We start from the raw sequence: 15,533 nt of genomic DNA on the forward strand, positions 1-15,533 counted from the left end.
CCCGCCGCGTTTCAAATGCAAAACGGGCCGCGCATTTTTAGCGCGGCCCGTTCAACTTCTTCGTTCGTATTTTCAGGCTGCCCGTTGCGCCATGCGTTCGCGCTGCTTGATGAGCGCGAGCACGGTATCGATCGCCGGCGTGGCTTCGCCCACCAGTTGCCCCATTTCCTGCACGACGGTCAGCAGCGGATCGATTTCCATCGGCCGGCGCTGTTCCAGATCGACGAGCATCGAGGTCTTGTGCGCACCCACCGCGCCCGCGCCGTTGATGCGCCGCTCAACGTCGACGCGGAAATTCACGCCGAACTGCTCGGCAATGCGCTGCGCTTCGAGCATCATCGTGCGCGCGACGGCGCGTGTGGCCGGGTCTTCGGTGATGATGTCGAGCGTGGCGTGCGTGAGCGCGCTGATCGGGTTGAAGCAGAGATTGCCCCACAGCTTGAGCCAGATTTCGTCGCGGATATTCTCGCGGATCGGCGCGTCGAAGCCGGCGGCCGTCATGACTTCGTGCAGTTGCACGATGCGCGAGGTGCGCTCCCCCGAAGGCTCGCCGATCGGAAACTTCTTGCCGTACACGTGGCGGATCACGCCCGGCTCTTCGATTTCGGCGGCGGGATAGAGCACGCAGCCGATCGCGCGCTCGGGCCCGAGACGCGTCCATTGCGAGCCGTCCGGGTCGATGCTTTCGAGCCGCGAGCCTTCGAACTTGCCGCCGTGGCGGTAGAAGTACCAGTAGGGAATGCCGTTGGTGCCCGTCACGATGGCGGTGTGCTTGCCGATGAGCGGCTGCATCGAGTCGATCACGCCCGCCACCGAATGCGCCTTGAGCGTGATGATCACCACGTCCTGCACGCCCAGCTCGCGCGGATCGTTCGTACAACGGACCTTTGCGACGTACTCCTCGCCGTCCATCAGCAGGCGCGCGCCGCGTTCGCGCATGGCGGCCAGATGCGGGCCGCGCGCGACGAAGCTCACGTCGGCGCCCGCGCGGGCCATCTGCACGCCCATCATGGCGCCGATGGCGCCCGCCCCAAAGATGCAGATCTTCATGTGGATTCCCCCAATGACGTTGAAAACCGCGTGTCCGCGCGCGATGCGAGTGACAGGGTGATTCAGGCCACTCGCCGCACGCGCAGGCGATGGTTCGAGCATAGGGGCTGCCGTCGATTAACGACAGTCAAAGTTTCTCGGCGCAACCATCAGGAAAACATTATGGACTACGTGTTTTCCCGAGGTTTCCAGTGATTTCTTGAGATCAGAAGGGATGGAGGCGGGCGGGGATCAGGCGCGGCGGACCAGCAGGAAGCTCACGCCAATGAGGCCCAGAAACGCGCCGCATGCGCGGTTGAACCAACGGCGCACGCTTTCGCGCGTGAGCCAGCGGCCCAGGTACATGCCGGCGAGCGAGTAGAGCGCGATGGCCACGCATTCGAGCACGAGAAAGCTCGCGCCCAGCACGGTGAATTGCGGCAGCATCGGCTTGGCGACGTTGACGAACTGCGGCAGGAACGCGGTGAACACGAGAATCGCCTTCGGGTTGCCCGCCGCCACGAGGCACTCGCGCCGGGCAATGCGCGCGAGCGTGGCATCGTCGTCGAGTTTCATGCCGATCGGGGCGGCGTCGCTGCGCCAGAGCTGCACGGCGAGCCACACGAGATAGGCCGCGCCCGCGAGCTTGATCGCGAAGAAAATGGCCTCCGAGGCGCGCAGCACGAATGCGAGCCCGGTAGCCGCGAGCCCGATCATCGCCGCGAATGCGACCAGCCGGCCCGTGCCGCCCACGAGCGCGCGCATGAAGCCGTGGCGCGCGGCCACGTTGATCGACAGGAGATTGTTGGGCCCGGGCGCCATATTGAGCGCAAAGCAGGCGGGCAGGAAAAAGAGCCAGGCGGTGAGGGACATGATCGGAGTTCGGCGCGGTGCGTGCGCCCGGTGGCGCATTGCGCGATTCTAGCGCGAAGTGTATCCGTCGCGATGCCCCGCGCGCATGTTCAGCTGGGCGATGGCGCTCCCGCACGCGCGTTCGCATGGTCCCGTATACTGGGCGTGCCGAACCGCTACATCGCCCACGCATTCATGCATTTGCCTTCCCATCCCGAGGACGATCCGCGTCCGTTACCGCCCGAGCGGCCCAATGACGAAGACTGCTGCCAGAGCGGCTGCAGTCCCTGCATCTTCGATCTCTACTCCGAAGAGATGGACCGTTGGCGCGCCGCGCTGAAAGCCTGGGAAGCGCGCGAGGCCGCGCGCCGGCCGCCTCGTCGCTGATCCCCAATCGCCGCCAGACTGTCATGTCCGATCCCGCTTCCGATTCCACCCCGCCGCTTGCTGCCAGCCAGCCCGATTGCGCCGCGCTCGACGCGCTGCACGCGTTCGCAGAACGTCACCCGCGCCTGTTTGTGCTGACCGGCGCGGGCATCAGCACGGACTCGGGCATTCCCGGCTACCGCGATGAAAACGGCGCGTGGAAGCGCTCGCCGCCCATCACGCTGCAGGAATTCCTCGGCTCCGAAAGCGCGCGGCGGCGCTATTGGGCGCGCAGCATGATCGGCTGGCCGACCGTCGGCCTTGCGCAGCCCAACGGTGCGCATCGCGCGCTCGCGCAACTCGGCGCCGCGCAGCGGGTGGGCGCGCTCGTCACGCAGAATGTCGACGGCTTGCATCAGCGTGCGGGCAGTGCCGATGTGATCGAGCTGCATGGCAGCATCGGTCACGTGCATTGCCTCGACTGCGGCGCGCAATACACGCGGGCGTCGATGCAGCCGCGTCTCGAAGCGGGCAATCCCGCGCTCGTGAACGCGTACGCCGAGCCCGCCGCCGATGGCGATGCGCACCTCGACTTCGACGGCGAGCAGGCCTTCGACATTCCGGCTTGCGAGGCGTGCGGCGGCGTGCTCAAGCCGTCGGTGGTGTTCTTCGGCGAGAACGTGCCGCGCGAGCGCGTGGCGGCCGCTTCGGCGGCGCTCGACGAGGCGGATGCGGTGCTGGTGGTCGGCTCGTCGCTGATGGTGTATTCGGGCTATCGCTTCTGCGCGTGGGCGCAGCAGCGCGGCAAGCCCGTGGCGGCGATCAATCTCGGCAAGACGCGCGCCGATCCGCTGCTCGCGCTCAAAGTGGCGGCGCCGTGCGCGGCCACGCTCGAAGCGCTGGCCGTGCGCCTGAATGCAGCGCCGGCGTCACGATAGACAAGCGCCACGATTTCAGACAGCACGCCCCAGTGGCATCAGCATCGCGGCACCATGAAGCCATTACGAAGCAACGAAGCAACAATCCAGCCCCAAGGAAGCCTCATGCCGAACACGATCGCCGAACTCGAAGCCCACTACGGCGCGCCGAACGAGCGCTCGGTGCGCAAGGAAATCGATCACGTGAACGCGGACTACCGCCGCTTCATCGAGCTTTCGCCGTTCGTGGTGCTCGCGACGGGCGGTCCCGAAGGGCTCGACTGCTCGCCGCGCGGCGACGTGCCCGGCTTCGTGCGCATCCTCGATTCGCGCACGCTGGCCTTGCCCGACCGCCCCGGCAACAACCGCGTCGACAGCCTGCGCAACGTGGTGGCCGCGCCGCAGGTCGGCCTGCTGTTCATGGTGCCGGGCGTGGGCGAGACGCTGCGCGTGAACGGCCGCGCGCGCGTGAGCCTCGATCCGGAACTGCTCGCGAGCTTCGCCGTGGACGGCAAGCCGCCGCGCTCGGTGCTGCTGATCGACGTGCAAAGCGTGTATTTCCATTGCTCGAAGGCGATCGTGCGCTCGAATCTCTGGGATCCGGCGCACCATGTCGAGCGCTCGAGACTGCCGAGCGCGGGCGAAATGCTGCGGCGCGTGAACGTCGAGCAATATGGCGAGACCTTCGACGTCGAACGCTATGAAGCCGATCTTGCCGAGCGCATGAAGAAGAGCCTGTACTGAGCGCTCCACGCAATTCCGCGCAGTTCCACGCAGTTTCACGCAACCCGAAACCCCACGACACGATGAACGATCCCGAGGATCAAGATATCCACCGCCTCACGGCGCCCGCCGCCGCGCGCAACGCCGCGCCGATCCTCGACGTATTGCGCAGCGCGCTGCCCGCGCGCGGCACCGTGCTGGAGATCGCGAGCGGCACGGGCCAGCACGCCGCGCATTTCGCGGCGGCGCTGCCCGGCATCGAGTGGCAGCCGAGCGATGCCGATCCGCGCGCCCGTCTGTCCATCGCCGCGTGGCGCGCGCACGCGGGCCTCGCGAACTTGCGCGAGCCGCTCGATCTCGACGTGCGCCGCGAGCCTTGGCCCGTGAATGCCGTGGACGCCATCGTCTGCATCAACATGATTCACATCGCGCCGTGGGAGGCGGCTGTCGCCTTGATGAAAGGCGCGGGCGCACGAGTTGCGGCGGGCGGCGCATTGGTGCTCTATGGTCCGTACCGGCGCGGCGGCGCACACACGGCGCCCTCGAACGAGGCCTTCGATGCCGATTTGCGCGCGCGCGATCCGTCGTGGGGCGTGCGCGATCTCGAAGCCGTCGAAGCGATTGCGCAGGCCGAAGGTTTTGTCTGCGAGGCCGTGGTGCCAATGCCGGCCAATAACTTCAGCGTGGTCTTTCGCAAGCAGGCGGCCACGGCCAGCCAGTAGGCGATAATCACGCCCTTGCGCGCTCCGGCACGCCGTGGGGAGGATTCCCTTATCCTTGCACGATCGATGTCGCGCGCAACGCCGCGCGGCATTGCCCCAATTGATTGAAGTGGAGATTCAACATGAGCAAACAGCCAATCGGCGTGGTGGGTCTGGCCGTGATGGGGCGCAATCTCGCGCTCAACATCGAGAGCCGGGGTCATGCGGTGTCGGTGTTCAACCGCACCCGCGAGAAAACCGACGAGCTGATCGCTGAGTACCCCGAGCGCAAGCTCGTGCCGACGTACACGCTCGAAGAGTTTGTCGCGTCGCTCGAAAAGCCGCGCCGCATCCTGATGATGGTGAAGGCCGGCGAGCCCACCGACGCCACCATCGCCGCGCTCAAACCGCTGCTGGACCAGGGCGATATCCTGATCGACGGTGGCAACACGCATTTCACCGACACCATTCGCCGCAACCAGGAACTCGCGAAGGCGGGCCTGCACTTTATCGGCACGGGTGTGTCGGGTGGCGAGGAAGGCGCGCTCAAGGGCCCGTCGATCATGCCGGGCGGCCCGCGCGACGCCTACGATCTGGTTGCGCCGATTCTCACCGAGATCGCCGCGAAGGCGCCCGACGGCGAGCCCTGCGTCGCGTACATGGGTCCGGACGGCGCGGGCCACTACGTGAAGATGGTCCACAACGGCATCGAATACGGCGACATGCAGTTGATCGCCGAAAGCTACGCGGTGCTCAAGCAGGTGCTCGGGCTCTCGAACGAGGAACTGGGCCAGGTCTACACGGAGTGGAACGAGGGCGAACTCGACAGCTACCTGATCGAAATCACCTCGAAGATCTTCGGCAAGAAGGACGAGGAGACAGGCCAGTATCTCGTCGACGTGATTCTCGACCGCGCCGCGCAAAAGGGCACCGGCAAGTGGACGAGCCAGAACGCGCTAGACGTGGGCGCGCCGCTGCCGCTCATCACGGAAGCCGTGTTTGCGCGCGTGCTCTCGTCGCTCAAGACGCAGCGCGTGGCCGCGAGCAAGGTGCTCGCGGGCCCGGATGCCAAGCCGTTCCAGGGTGACCGCAAGGCGTTCATCGAAGCGGTGCGCCGCGCGCTGTACTTCTCGAAAGTGATTTCGTATGCGCAGGGCTTCGCGCAACTGCGCGCGGCCTCGGACGAGTACAAGTGGGATCTGCAATACGGCACGATTGCGAAGATCTTCCGCGCCGGTTGCATCATCCGCGCGCGCTTCCTGCAGAAGATCATGGACGCCTACGCGAAGGCCCCGCAGCTCGACAACCTGCTGCTCGATCCATACTTCCGCGACATCGCCGCGAATTACCAGGCGGCGCTGCGCGAAGTGGTGATCCAGGCTGTGAACTCGGGCGTGCCGGTGCCCGCGTTTTCGTCGGCGATCGCGTACTTCGACGGCTATCGCTCGGAGCGCGTGCCCGCGAACCTCGTGCAGGCGCAGCGCGACTTCTTCGGCGCGCATACCTTCGAGCGTGTGGACAAGCCCGGCAACTTCCACGCCGACTGGTCATGAAGCGCGCGCAACGTTAGCGCGTGACGGAGCGCTGTTGGGTAAAAAGGGAGCCATCTGGCTCCCTTTTTTATTACCGTTTTCGCAACAATGTTTTGCGTTATTGGGGTTTACCCTGGTGCGGGTAAACGCCTAGACTTACATCAAACGCTGACGGACACAGAGTTCGAAGCGGACACAAACCAGATGGAGGTTGAGTCATGAAAAAGTTCTTCCCTGCAGTTGTGGTGGCCGCAGCACTCGCTATCCCGGCCGTTTCGTTTGCACAGTCGAGCCAGCAAGGTATGACCCGCGCCCAGGTGCGTGCGGAGCTCGTCGAACTCGAGCATGCCGGTTACAACCCGGCGGCTAATCAAGTGAACTATCCGGAGAATCTGCAGGCCGCGCAGGCCCGCGTGACCCAGGAAAAACTGGCGCGCGGCGATACCAGCGGCTATGGCGCGCCGGCGGTGGGCACGTCGCAGGCGGGTGGCCCGGCAGTGCAGCCGCGGCAAGTCGCCCCGTCGCAATCGGTTTATTTCGGTCACTAAACACGTAGTGGCCGAAGGTTGAAGCGAAGTCGTGCAGAGCGGCTTCGCGCAGGTGGCGGTTGGAAATTGTAGTGCGTAGTAGAAGTGGCTTTATGCAGTAGGTAGTGGAAGTTGTAATGCGCAGTAGAAGGTGCAGTAAGCAAAGAGGTGTAGTTGGCAGTTGCAGTACGCAGTAGATGTTGATTTACGCAGCAGGCAGCGGCAGTACGTAGTCAGCAGTAGAAGGTGCGGTACGTAGTAGAAGGTGCAGTAAGCAAAGAGGTGAAGTTGGCAGTTGCATCAGGCAGTAGATGTTGTTTAACGCAGCAGGCAGTAGCGGTACGTAGTCAGCAGTAGAAGGTGCAGTACGTAGTAGAAGGTGCAGTAAGCAAAGAGGTGTAGTTGGCAGTTGCAGCAGGCAGTAGATGTTGTTTTACGCAGTAGGCAGTAGCAGCACGTAGTCAGCAGTAGAAGGTGCAGTGCGCAGTAGAAGGTGCAGTAAGCAAGGAGGTTGCATTGGCAGTTGCAGTACGTAGCACGAAGTTGCAGTACGCATTAGCAGTATGCAGTCCCAGCGCGGCCCGGTATTTTTCCGGCCCGCGCTTTTCTTTTGGGGATTCGGTAACAGGAAGGCTTCAGCGGCTCGGCAGATGCGGTACGGCTTCGTTGCTCGCCACGCTCAACTGATGGATAGTTCGGTGCGCCTTGTTGAGCTGCGCCTGGGCGGCGACGCGTTGCGCTTCGAGCTGCGCCACGTCCTTGCGCACCTGATGCTGGCGTGCGCTCATGCGGTGCTCCTGCTCCGCATGGCGCTGCAAGTCGATGCGCAGTCGCTCGGTTTGCGTCTCCGCCTGCTCGATCTGCCTCGTGAGCATCGCGTTTTGCGCTACGAGCTGGGCGAGGCGGGTTTCGCCGTCGGCAAAGCGCGTCGCCTGTTCTTCGAGATGATGAAACGCCGCGCTGGCCGAATCGAGATCGGCGGCCCGCAAGGCGTGCCAGAGCGTGTTGTCCTGATGCAGGGTCGCGAAGTAAGAGAGCGTGGGACCATGGAATAGCAGCGTCACGACGTAGTCGAACCTGCGGAACACGCGGAAAGTGATGAGCTCGTTGGCGGCCGCGAGTGCTTCGAACGAAGCGCCCTCCGCGACTTGCACGGGCCGGTTGCTCAGGTGCGCGGGCACGGCCGGCACCGCGTGCAGCGCGGAGACCGGGCGTGCCGCCGTGCCGGTGTGGGGAGCGTTAGTTAGGCACAAGCGTTTCGGCGCCTCTGGGCGCGCCATCGTCGACGACGACGCCTCCACTGGCCGCGTGCGCGGCATCGGGCGGCGTCCCGGGTTCGACGGCGACGAGATGCGAGGCGCCGTTGGAGAGCCCGGCGCTGCGGCGATTCAGGAACGACTTCACGGCGTTTCCCCCCAAAATGTCATGTCACGCGTAGTGGCGCGCCGACCGGGGTGGCCCGCGCTATGCGCACGCTCAATGCAGCAGGCGACGCCGGCGTGCGATATCGTCGAATAGCGCGCGTCCGGGTTCGAGCGCGAACAGCCAGGTTTCGTCATAGCCGCTTAGGGTGTCGAGCGCGTCGCGCAGGCGCTCGATCACGACGGCCGGAATTTCGACCGTGGCTTCCAGGCCGCCGGAGAGCCGCGCGATACTGGCGTGCTGGATCAGTTCGTCGGCGGCTTCGGCGACGTCGGCAGCAAAGACGAGGTGGTTGTTCAGCAATTCGACGAGGACGGGCGAGGCGGCGACGTCTTCGACGTTGATCTGCACGGAAAGGAAAGTGGCTTTGTTCATCCTGGTGTTCCTCACGGACGTTGCACCACAGCGAGAGGCCTTTCGCTTATTTGTCTGATTGTCTGATGAGAGCAGCAGGACCCAGTATAGGCGAGCGCGCAAGCGAGTGGGCCGGACGTGCGCGAGCCTTGGCGGGTCGCGCCGGCGCCAATTCGCGGCGTGCGCGTCTGCGCGCGAAATAAGAGCGTCGCGCATGGAACGATATAATGGGGGCCGTTCGCCAATTCCGGCTTGAATCAGGGTATCGCAGGCGAACGCCGGCAGCCCCACGCGCATCCCGGATACGTATCCTCGCCTTATGTGGCGTGGAAACAGCGAGGAACCAGCGAGGTACAGCAAGATGAATCGACAACGGCGAAACCCGGGCGCGTACGCGGCATTGGCCGCGCTCACGCTAGCCTGCAGCGCCTGCAGCACGGTCATGCCGCCTTGGGAGAGCAATACGACTCCGGCACCCATGACCTCCAATGGTGTGCCGGCCGGCTACTACCGCGTCAACCCCGGCGACACGCTTTCGCGTATCGCCAGCGCTTATGGCCAGCGCACGCAAGACCTCGCGAGCTGGAACCAGATGCCGCAGAACGCGCAGGTGCTGCCGGGCCAGGTGCTGCGCGTCGCGCCTCCGCCGGGATACGCGAATGCGGCTCCGCAGCCGCCGGCCTACACCAGCGCCGCGCCCGCGCCCGCCGGCGTTGCCGCACCTGCGCCGGCCGCACCGGCTGCGCTCGCGCTGGCGTGGCCCGTGCGCGGCCCGATCCTGCAGCGCTTCTCGCCGGGCAAGTCCAACGGCATCGTGATCGGCGGCACCCAGGGCGAGCAGGTCAGGGCCGCCGCCGCGGGCCGCGTGGTCTACGCGGGCTCGGGCATCGAGGCCTATGGCCCGCTCGTCATCATCAAGCACAACGATCAGACCGTGACGGCCTATGGCCGCAACGGCAGGCTGCTCGTGAAGGAAGACGACGCCGTCTCGCAAGGCCAGCCGATCGCCGAAATGGGCGTCGACAACGACGGCATTCCGGGCGTGGTGTTCGAAGTGCGCAGCGACGGCAAGCCGGTCGATCCGCTGCAACTGCTGCCGCGCTAGGCACGCGACAGCCTGACATTGCACACCGGGGCCTTGCGCCCCGGTTTCGTTTTGGGCTCTCTTGTTTCAGGCTTCCCTTCGCGAGCCGTTTGAAAATACACTCGATGGTTTCCGCGCCGCGCAACGCGGCGGAACGCGCCGTGCGCGCACGGCCATTATGAGGAAGCCATCCGCATGATCGATCTGCGTAGCGACACCGTCACCCGTCCGAGCCCCGCCATGCTGGCCGCCATGACCCGCGCCGAAACCGGCGACGACGTCTGGGGCGACGACCCCACCGTGCTGCGCCTGCAGGCGCGCGTGGCGGAGGAGGCCGGCAAGGAAGCGGGCCTGTTTTTCCCCAGCGGCACCCAGAGCAACCTTGCCGCACTGATGGCGCATTGCGCGCGCGGCGACGAATACATCGTCGGCCAGGCGGCCCACACGTACAAATACGAGGGCGGTGGCGCGGCGGTGCTCGGCAGCATCCAGCCGCAGCCGCTCGACAACGCCGAAGACGGCACGATCCCGCTCGAGCGCGTCGCCGCCGCGATCAAGCCGATCGACGATCACTTCGCGCGCACGCGCCTCTTCGCGCTCGAGAACACCATCGGCGGGAAGGTGCTGCCCGCGGTCTATGTCGCCGAGGCCACACAGTTCGCGCATGGCCGCGGGCTTGCCACGCACCTCGACGGCGCGCGCGTGTTCAACGCGGTGGTTGCCTCGAACCAGTCGCTCAAGGCGCTGACCGAGGGCTTCGATTCGGTGTCGATTTGCTTTTCGAAGGGCTTGGGCGCGCCGGTGGGCTCGGTGCTGGTGGGCAGCAAGGCGCTGATCGATTCGGCGCACCGCTGGCGCAAGATGCTGGGCGGCGGCATGCGCCAGGCGGGCGTGCTCGCGGCGGCTTGCCTCTACGCGCTCGATCACAACGTCGCGCGCCTCGCCGACGATCACGCGAACGCCGCGCGCCTCGCGGCCGGGCTCGCGCAGATCAACGAAGTGAAGGTGGCGTCGCAGGCCACCAACATGGTGTTCGCGCAGTTCCCGCAGGCCGATTGCGCGCCGCTGGAGGCGTGGCTCAAGGAGCGCGGCATCCTTACGCAAATGCTCTATGCGTCGCGCTTTGTGACGCACCTCGACGTGAGCGCCGCCGACATCGATACCTTCGTTGCGGCGGTGAAGGGCTACTTCACGCGCTAACGGCCGCAGCGAAAAGCGCAAGCGAAGCGCGCCGCGCCGGCGGCGCGGCTGCCAGCCGCTTACCGCTTACCGCTTACCGCTTGATCGCGCGATGCGACGGCGCGAACAGCCGCAGCCCGCTCGCCACGCTCGCCGCCGCCGCGAAGACGCCGCCGAGGCCCAGCGCCACCGTAGGCCCGCGTGCGCCCACCATGCCGAAGCACAACGCCACGAGCGCCGCGCCCGTCGCTTGTCCGAGCAGGCGCGAGACCGCGATGGTGCCGCTTGCGCCGCCGCTGCGCTCGGGCGGCGCCGACGACATGATCGCCTTCAGGTTCGGCGACTGGAAGAAACCAAAACCCGCGCCGCAGATCGACATGCGGATCACGATGTCGATCACGCCCGGATGCGCGGGCAGCATCGCGAGCGACGCCATGCCGGCCGCGAGGATCGCGAGCCCCGCCGCGCCTAGCAGGCCCGGCGGATAGCGGTCGGAGAGCCGCCCCGCAATGGGCGCGGCGGCGGCTACCACTACGGACCACGGCGTCATCAGGAAGCCGGTCTCCACCTGGCTGCGCATCAGCACGGTTTCGAAATAGAACGGCAGCGAGACGAACGCGAGCCCCTGGGCCGCGAACGCGCATATGGCCGTGATCGAAGAGAGCGCGAACACGGGGCGCTTGAAGAGGTCCACGGGCAGCATCGGCGCGGGATGGCCGGCCTCGCGGCGGATCAGCAGTGCGCCGAACACGAGCGCGGTGAGGGCCGCCACGATCACTTCTTTTGCCGGCGCGCGCTGCGCCGCTTCGCCGAGCGCGAAGATCAGCGCGGCGAAGGTCACGAGATTGAGCAGCGCGGCGAGCGGGTCGAACGCGTGCTTGCCGCGTTCCGTATGCGGCAGCGCGGGCAGCGCGAACACGAGCGCGATCGCGCCGAGCGGCACGTTGATCGCGAACAGCCACGGCCAGGTGCCTGCCGAAAGGACGATCGAGGCGACGGTCGGCCCCACGGCGAACGAAACGCCCACGACCAGCGCGTTCATACCGACGCCACGCCCGAGCCGGTGTGGCGGGTACAGGAAGCGGATCAGCGCCGTGTTGACGCTCATGATCGCGCTCGCGCCGAGGCCCTGCAGCACGCGCGCGCCCGCGAGCGCCGTGAGCGTAGGCGCGAGCGCGCAGGCGAGCGAGGCCACCGTGAAGATGGCGAGCCCGCTGATATAGATGCGTCGATGGCCGATGATGTCGCCGAGCGCGGCGAGCGGCAGCAGCGTCGCCACCATCGCGAGCTGATAGGCGTTGATGATCCAGACCGAGGCGGCGGGCGCCGCGTGCAGATCGGTGGCGATGGCGGGCAGCGCGGTGTTGGCGATGGCGGTGTCGAGCGTCGCCAGCGCGACGGCGAGCATGATGGCGGCCATCGCGCGGCGGTTTTTGGGCGACATGCGATCGGGCGGCATGGGCGCGTCGGCGCGCTCGGTGAGGCTTTGCGCGGTGCGGATATCGGACACGGCGGGTCTCGGATGATGCGAAGCTGGGGCGGGAAACGCGCGCGGCGGCGCGGTAGACGCGGCGCGGGCAATTCTGCGATTGTTGCAGACCTTGCACGATTCTGCAGCGGACGCTTCAAAGGGAACAGGGGCGGAGCAGCCTGTGAAACGCAACTAATTGCCTGATGCGTGCAATCCCCCGAGCCGCCGCCACGCCGCGGATTCACGCGTACTTCGGCGTGCGAAGCCCATGGCGCAGCGCCGCACGGGAGGCAAAAATGTCCTACTCTGCAAACTGACTTGCGGCGGCCGGGCTGCTGCATTGACCGCAGCATTTGCCCTGCCCTCCTTCGCTCCGCCCGCCGTTTTACGGGAGAAATTCGATGACAGCAGTGGGTCTTGAATTCGACCACTTGAAGAGCAGTGCCGACGCCCTGCGCCGGTCCGTGTCGAACCGCCTGATGTACGGCGTCGGCAAGGACGCCGTGACCGCGCGTCCGCAGGACTGGCTGCACGCCGCCTCGCTGGCCGTGCGCGACCGCCTCGTCGAGCGCTGGATGACGACCACGCGCCGCCAGTACGACCAGGACGCCAAGCGCGTCTATTACCTGTCGATGGAGTTTCTCATCGGCCGCACCTTCTCCAACGCGCTGCTCGCGCTCGGCATTTACGAGCCGATGAAAGAGGCACTTTCGGGCCTCGGCGTGGACATGGAGTCGCTCATCGACCTCGAGCCCGACGCCGCGCTCGGCAACGGCGGTCTCGGCCGGCTCGCCGCGTGCTTTCTCGACTCGATGGCCACGCTCGGCATTCCGGGCTTCGGCTACGGCATCCGCTACGACTACGGCATGTTTCGCCAGCAGATCATCAACGGCGAGCAGGTGGAGGAGCCGGACTACTGGCTGCGCTCGGGCAACCCGTGGGAGTATCCGCGCCCCGAGGTGCAGTATCCGGTGCATTTCGGCGGACGCACCGTGCAGCGCAACGGCACCGTCGAATGGATCGAGACGCACACCGTGAACGCGATGGCCTACGACACCATCATTCCCGGCTACGCAACGAGCGCGACCAACACGCTGCGGCTGTGGTCCGCGCGCGCCTGCGAGGAACTCGACCTCTCCGCGTTCAATCAGGGCGATTATCAGCGCGCGGTGGAGGCACGCAACGTCTCCGAAAACGTCTCGCGCCTGCTCTATCCCGACGACTCGACCATGGCGGGCCGCGAGTTGCGCCTGCGCCAGGAATACTTTTTCGTCTCGGCGACGATGCAGGACCTGATCCGCCGCTACCTGCGCACGCACAGCACGTTCGGCCGCTTTTCGGACAAGGTCGCGGTGCACCTGAACGATACGCATCCGGTTCTGGCGATTCCCGAACTGATGCGCCTGTTCGTGGACGTTCATCACATGCCATGGGACGAGGCGATGAGCCATATCAAGCGCGTGTTCTCGTACACGAATCACACGCTGATGCCCGAAGCGCTGGAAACCTGGGACATCGAACTATTGGGGCGCCTGCTGCCGCGCCACCTCGAAATCATCTTCGACATCAACGCCGCGTTTCTGAGCGAGGCGAGCAAGTTCAAAGAGAAGGGCGCGCACGATCTCGACTTTATCCGCCGCATTTCGCTCGTGGACGAATACGGCCAGCGGCGCGTGCGCATGGCCTATCTCGCCATCGTCGCGAGCCACAAGGTGAACGGCGTTTCGAAGCTGCATTCGCAGTTGATGACGCGCGATATCTTCGCCGATTTCGCACGGCTCTATCCTGAGCGCTTTACGAACGTGACCAACGGCATCACGCCGCGGCGCTGGCTCGCCCAGGCGAGCCCGCCGCTCGCGCGGCTCGTGGACGAGACCATCGGCACGCAATGGCGCAAGGACTTGTTCGAGCTCGGCGCGCTGCGCAAGGTCGCCGGCGACGCGGCGTTCGAAGAGGCGTTCCGCGCGGCCAAGCGCGAGAACAAGGCGCGTCTCATCAGGCGGATGACCGCGCGCACCGGCCTCGCGTTCAACCCCGACGCGCTGTTCGACATGCAGGTCAAGCGCATCCACGAATACAAGCGGCAATTGCTCAACGTGCTTCATGTGATCACGCGCTACAACCGCATCGTGCAGTCGCCCGAACGGGACTGGGTGCCGCGTGTCGTGCTGTTCGCGGGCAAGGCGGCATCGGCGTACCGCATGGCCAAGACCATCGTTCGCCTCATCAACGACGTGGCCGAGAAGGTCAATCACGACCCTGTCGTGGGCGATCGGCTCAAGGTGGTGTTCGTGCCGAATTACGGCGTGAGCGTGGCCGAATTGCTGATTCCCGCCGCCGATCTTTCCGAGCAGATCTCCACGGCGGGCACCGAGGCGTCAGGCACCGGCAACATGAAGCTCGCGCTCAACGGCGCGCTCACGATGGGCACGCTGGACGGCGCGAACATCGAGATCGGCGAGGCCGTGGGCGACGACAACATCTTCATCTTCGGCAATACGGCCGATCAGGTCGACGCGCTGCGCGCCGCGGGCTACCGGCCGCGCCAGATCTACGAGGAGAATGCTGAGCTGCGCATGGCGCTCGACCAGATTCGCCGCGGCTTTTTCGCGCCCGACGATCCCGCGCGCTATCAGGAAATCTTCCACACGCTCGTGGACTGGGGCGATCACTACATGGTGCTGGCCGACTACGCCGCGTTCGTTCAGGCCCAGGAGGCCGCGGACCGGCGCTTCGTCGACGTGCGCAGTTGGACCGCGAGCGCGATCGAGAACGTGGCGGGCATGGGCATGTTCTCGTCGGATCGCGCGATTGCGGAGTACGCGAAGGAGATCTGGCGCACGAAGCCGATTGAAATGGGGCGCTGATTTGCGCCCCTGAACTGACTCGCCGTGCAGACGGTGGATTTATTACTGCGCGGCGGGGCGCGACGCGCTGGGCTCGGCGCCGGGGCTGCTTGCGGTGCTGGCGGCTTTGGCCGAGCGCACGGCCCGTTCGACGCGTTCGAGAAAGACGAGATCGGCGCTCCAGACTGCTTCGCGGGATTCGCCGCCCGTCACCACGATCAACTGATGCGGGGCCTCCTGCCAGATCCACGCGAGCCAGCCCACCACCACCAGCATTACGCCGCATGCGAGCCCGGCGCCCGAGCCGTATGCGCCGCCCACCGCCGCGCCTGCCACGCCGATCAGCGACAGTGCGATGGGCACCGTGCGCTTGCGCTGCCCGGGGACGATGCGCATGTCGTCGATATCGCGCAGCGGGAAAACCTGGCCCGCGGCGGAGAGCGCGGTGCGCGTGACCGACACGCCAGCTTCGTTGAAGGGGAGTTCCATCGATTCGATCGCTGCGAGGGGAAAGGGCGCAGCGTACCAGA

16 protein-coding genes are annotated in these 15,533 nt (G+C 66.0%); 9 read left to right on the forward strand and 7 right to left on the reverse strand.

Translation table 11 applies throughout. The annotated features are described in order from the left end of the window. Positions 1-72 precede the first annotated feature (72 nt). Together NH14_RS01455 and NH14_RS01460 are read right to left on the reverse strand one after the other, a co-directional pair. Positions 73-1,050: a 2-dehydropantoate 2-reductase gene (locus tag NH14_RS01455; RefSeq protein WP_035528294.1), complete on the reverse strand. Its 978-nt coding sequence runs from the start codon at positions 1,048-1,050 to the stop codon at positions 73-75. A 231-nt stretch (positions 1,051-1,281) separates the two neighbouring features. Next, positions 1,282-1,902, reverse strand: a complete 621-nt coding sequence (locus tag NH14_RS01460; protein WP_035527963.1) for a LysE family translocator — start codon at positions 1,900-1,902, stop codon at positions 1,282-1,284. Positions 1,903-2,046: 144 nt separating this feature from the next. Between NH14_RS01460 and NH14_RS01465 the strand changes: the two genes are divergently transcribed. The 6 genes from NH14_RS01465 to NH14_RS01490 all read left to right on the forward strand — a co-directional run bounded on the left by NH14_RS01465 (position 2,047) and on the right by NH14_RS01490 (position 6,668). Beyond that, entirely contained in the window at positions 2,047-2,268 is a 222-nt protein-coding gene (locus NH14_RS01465) for an oxidoreductase-like domain-containing protein (RefSeq protein WP_331253399.1), read from the forward strand. 23 nt (positions 2,269-2,291) lie between these two features. Next, the gene (locus NH14_RS01470) at positions 2,292-3,185 is read left to right on the forward strand and encodes an NAD-dependent protein deacetylase (RefSeq protein WP_035527960.1); all 894 of its coding nucleotides are present in this window, start codon (positions 2,292-2,294) and stop codon (positions 3,183-3,185) included. A 105-nt stretch (positions 3,186-3,290) separates the two neighbouring features. Further along, positions 3,291-3,908: a pyridoxamine 5'-phosphate oxidase family protein gene (locus NH14_RS01475; RefSeq protein WP_035527958.1), complete on the forward strand. Its 618-nt coding sequence runs from the start codon at positions 3,291-3,293 to the stop codon at positions 3,906-3,908. 62 nt (positions 3,909-3,970) lie between these two features. Further along, entirely contained in the window at positions 3,971-4,609 is a 639-nt protein-coding gene (locus NH14_RS01480) for a DUF938 domain-containing protein (RefSeq protein WP_052148118.1), read from the forward strand. Positions 4,610-4,731: 122 nt separating this feature from the next. Continuing rightward, entirely contained in the window at positions 4,732-6,141 is a 1,410-nt protein-coding gene (gene gnd, locus NH14_RS01485) for an NADP-dependent phosphogluconate dehydrogenase (RefSeq protein ID WP_035527956.1), read from the forward strand. 197 nt (positions 6,142-6,338) lie between these two features. Continuing rightward, positions 6,339-6,668, forward strand: a complete 330-nt coding sequence (locus NH14_RS01490) for a DUF4148 domain-containing protein (RefSeq protein WP_035527953.1) — start codon at positions 6,339-6,341, stop codon at positions 6,666-6,668. A gap of 614 nt (positions 6,669-7,282) precedes the next feature. On the opposite strand, the gene NH14_RS01495 is transcribed toward NH14_RS01490, so the two are convergent. The 3 genes from NH14_RS01495 to NH14_RS01505 all read right to left on the reverse strand — a co-directional run bounded on the left by NH14_RS01495 (position 7,283) and on the right by NH14_RS01505 (position 8,444). Then, a complete protein-coding gene (locus NH14_RS01495) occupies positions 7,283-7,900 on the reverse strand; it encodes a DUF2968 domain-containing protein (RefSeq protein WP_237179494.1) in 618 nt (205 codons plus the stop codon). After that, positions 7,887-8,051 (reverse strand): hypothetical protein, encoded by a 165-nt coding sequence (locus NH14_RS01500; RefSeq protein ID WP_162531586.1) that lies wholly within the window; start codon positions 8,049-8,051, stop codon positions 7,887-7,889. The genes NH14_RS01495 and NH14_RS01500 overlap by 14 nt, the downstream gene beginning before the upstream one ends. 72 nt (positions 8,052-8,123) lie before the next feature. Beyond that, positions 8,124-8,444, reverse strand: coding sequence for a hypothetical protein (locus NH14_RS01505; RefSeq protein ID WP_035527950.1), 321 nt, complete (start codon positions 8,442-8,444; stop codon positions 8,124-8,126). A 340-nt stretch (positions 8,445-8,784) separates the two neighbouring features. Here NH14_RS01505 and NH14_RS01510 point away from each other — a divergent pair, with 340 nt between their 5' ends. Together NH14_RS01510 and ltaE are read left to right on the forward strand one after the other, a co-directional pair. After that, positions 8,785-9,528, forward strand: a complete 744-nt coding sequence (locus NH14_RS01510; protein WP_035527947.1) for a peptidoglycan DD-metalloendopeptidase family protein — start codon at positions 8,785-8,787, stop codon at positions 9,526-9,528. Positions 9,529-9,702: 174 nt separating this feature from the next. Further along, complete coding sequence (gene ltaE, locus NH14_RS01515) at positions 9,703-10,707, forward strand: low-specificity L-threonine aldolase (RefSeq protein ID WP_035527944.1); 1,005 nt, start codon at positions 9,703-9,705, stop codon at positions 10,705-10,707. Positions 10,708-10,780: 73 nt separating this feature from the next. Here ltaE and NH14_RS01520 read toward each other — a convergent pair whose 3' ends face one another. Continuing rightward, on the reverse strand, positions 10,781-12,130 hold the full coding sequence (locus tag NH14_RS01520) for an MFS transporter (protein ID WP_035528281.1): 1,350 nt from the start codon (positions 12,128-12,130) through the stop codon (positions 10,781-10,783). Positions 12,131-12,558: 428 nt separating this feature from the next. Here NH14_RS01520 and NH14_RS01525 point away from each other — a divergent pair, with 428 nt between their 5' ends. Then, on the forward strand, positions 12,559-15,024 hold the full coding sequence (locus tag NH14_RS01525) for a glycogen/starch/alpha-glucan phosphorylase (RefSeq protein ID WP_035527941.1): 2,466 nt from the start codon (positions 12,559-12,561) through the stop codon (positions 15,022-15,024). 42 nt (positions 15,025-15,066) lie between these two features. Here NH14_RS01525 and NH14_RS01530 read toward each other — a convergent pair whose 3' ends face one another. Further along, the gene (locus tag NH14_RS01530) at positions 15,067-15,492 is read right to left on the reverse strand and encodes a DUF6232 family protein (RefSeq protein ID WP_035528278.1); all 426 of its coding nucleotides are present in this window, start codon (positions 15,490-15,492) and stop codon (positions 15,067-15,069) included. Positions 15,493-15,533: the final 41 nt, after the last annotated feature.

Origin of the sequence: Paraburkholderia sacchari, from assembly GCF_000785435.2 — a bacterium.
GTDB lineage: Bacteria > Pseudomonadota > Gammaproteobacteria > Burkholderiales > Burkholderiaceae > Paraburkholderia > Paraburkholderia sacchari.

Excerpts from the sequence above, each read along its gene's own strand:
- NH14_RS01525 (WP_035527941.1), top strand. The coding sequence starts at position 12,559 with ATGACAGCAGTGGGTCTTGAATTCGACCACTTGAAGAGCAGTGCCGAC.
- NH14_RS01490 (WP_035527953.1), top strand. The coding sequence starts at position 6,339 with ATGAAAAAGTTCTTCCCTGCAGTTGTGGTGGCCGCAGCACTCGCTATC.
- NH14_RS01475 (WP_035527958.1), top strand. The coding sequence starts at position 3,291 with ATGCCGAACACGATCGCCGAACTCGAAGCCCACTACGGCGCGCCGAAC.
- NH14_RS01510 (WP_035527947.1), top strand. The coding sequence starts at position 8,785 with ATGAATCGACAACGGCGAAACCCGGGCGCGTACGCGGCATTGGCCGCG.
- NH14_RS01460 (WP_035527963.1), bottom strand. The coding sequence starts at position 1,902 with ATGTCCCTCACCGCCTGGCTCTTTTTCCTGCCCGCCTGCTTTGCGCTC.
- NH14_RS01505 (WP_035527950.1), bottom strand. The coding sequence starts at position 8,444 with ATGAACAAAGCCACTTTCCTTTCCGTGCAGATCAACGTCGAAGACGTC.
- gnd (WP_035527956.1), top strand. The coding sequence starts at position 4,732 with ATGAGCAAACAGCCAATCGGCGTGGTGGGTCTGGCCGTGATGGGGCGC.
- NH14_RS01480 (WP_052148118.1), top strand. The coding sequence starts at position 3,971 with ATGAACGATCCCGAGGATCAAGATATCCACCGCCTCACGGCGCCCGCC.
- ltaE (WP_035527944.1), top strand. The coding sequence starts at position 9,703 with ATGATCGATCTGCGTAGCGACACCGTCACCCGTCCGAGCCCCGCCATG.
- NH14_RS01470 (WP_035527960.1), top strand. The coding sequence starts at position 2,292 with ATGTCCGATCCCGCTTCCGATTCCACCCCGCCGCTTGCTGCCAGCCAG.
- NH14_RS01530 (WP_035528278.1), bottom strand. The coding sequence starts at position 15,492 with ATGGAACTCCCCTTCAACGAAGCTGGCGTGTCGGTCACGCGCACCGCG.
- NH14_RS01455 (WP_035528294.1), bottom strand. The coding sequence starts at position 1,050 with ATGAAGATCTGCATCTTTGGGGCGGGCGCCATCGGCGCCATGATGGGC.
- NH14_RS01520 (WP_035528281.1), bottom strand. The coding sequence starts at position 12,130 with ATGTCGCCCAAAAACCGCCGCGCGATGGCCGCCATCATGCTCGCCGTC.